Origin of the sequence: Curtobacterium sp. B18, assembly GCF_000333375.1 — a bacterium.
Lineage (GTDB): Bacteria > Actinomycetota > Actinomycetes > Actinomycetales > Microbacteriaceae > Curtobacterium.
Genome location: NZ_BACZ01000660.1, coordinates 1 through 548, shown reverse-complemented (window position 1 = coordinate 548; position 548 = coordinate 1). Strand labels below are relative to the sequence as shown.

Annotated in this window: 1 protein-coding gene; it reads right to left on the bottom strand. The window is 69.7% G+C overall.

Features of this window, described 5'->3' with window-relative positions:
• Nucleotides 1-547, bottom strand: a 547-nt coding sequence (locus tag I5E_RS17775) for a polyprenol monophosphomannose synthase (protein ID WP_022908174.1), incomplete at its 3' end; no start/stop codon positions are given.
• Between the last annotated feature and the right edge of the window lies 1 nt (nt 548).

Here is a 548-nt window from a genome sequence, read left to right as displayed (position 1 = left end):
AGCAGTAGCCCTTCGAGGCGACGCCGGCGAGGTCGATCCGCTCGAACGCCCGCGAGGTGAACACGCGGAAGCCGCCGGTCGCGTCGCGCACGGCGATGCCGAGGGCGAGGCGCGTGTAGAGGTTGCCGCCGCGGGAGAGCAGTTCCCGGTACCAGGGCCAGTTCTCGACCGTGCCGCCCTTGATCCATCGCGACCCGAGGACGAGGTCGTTCGTGTCGGCGAGCTCGATCATCCACGGCAGGTACTCGGGGTGGTGCGAGCCGTCCGCGTCCATCTCGACGAGCTTGTCGTAGCCGTGGTCGAGGCCCCAGGCGAACCCGGCGAGGTACGCGCCGCCGAGGCCGTCCTTCACGGTGCGGTGCATCACGTGCACGCGGTCGGTCTCGCGGGCGATCTCGTCGGCGATGTCGCCGGTGCCGTCCGGGGAGTTGTCGTCCACGACGAGCACGTGCACGGTCTCGTCGGTGGCCGCCAGCGTGCGCTCGACGATGGGTCGGACGTTCTCCGCCTCGTCGTAGGTCGGGATGATGACCAGTGTCGTGCTCATG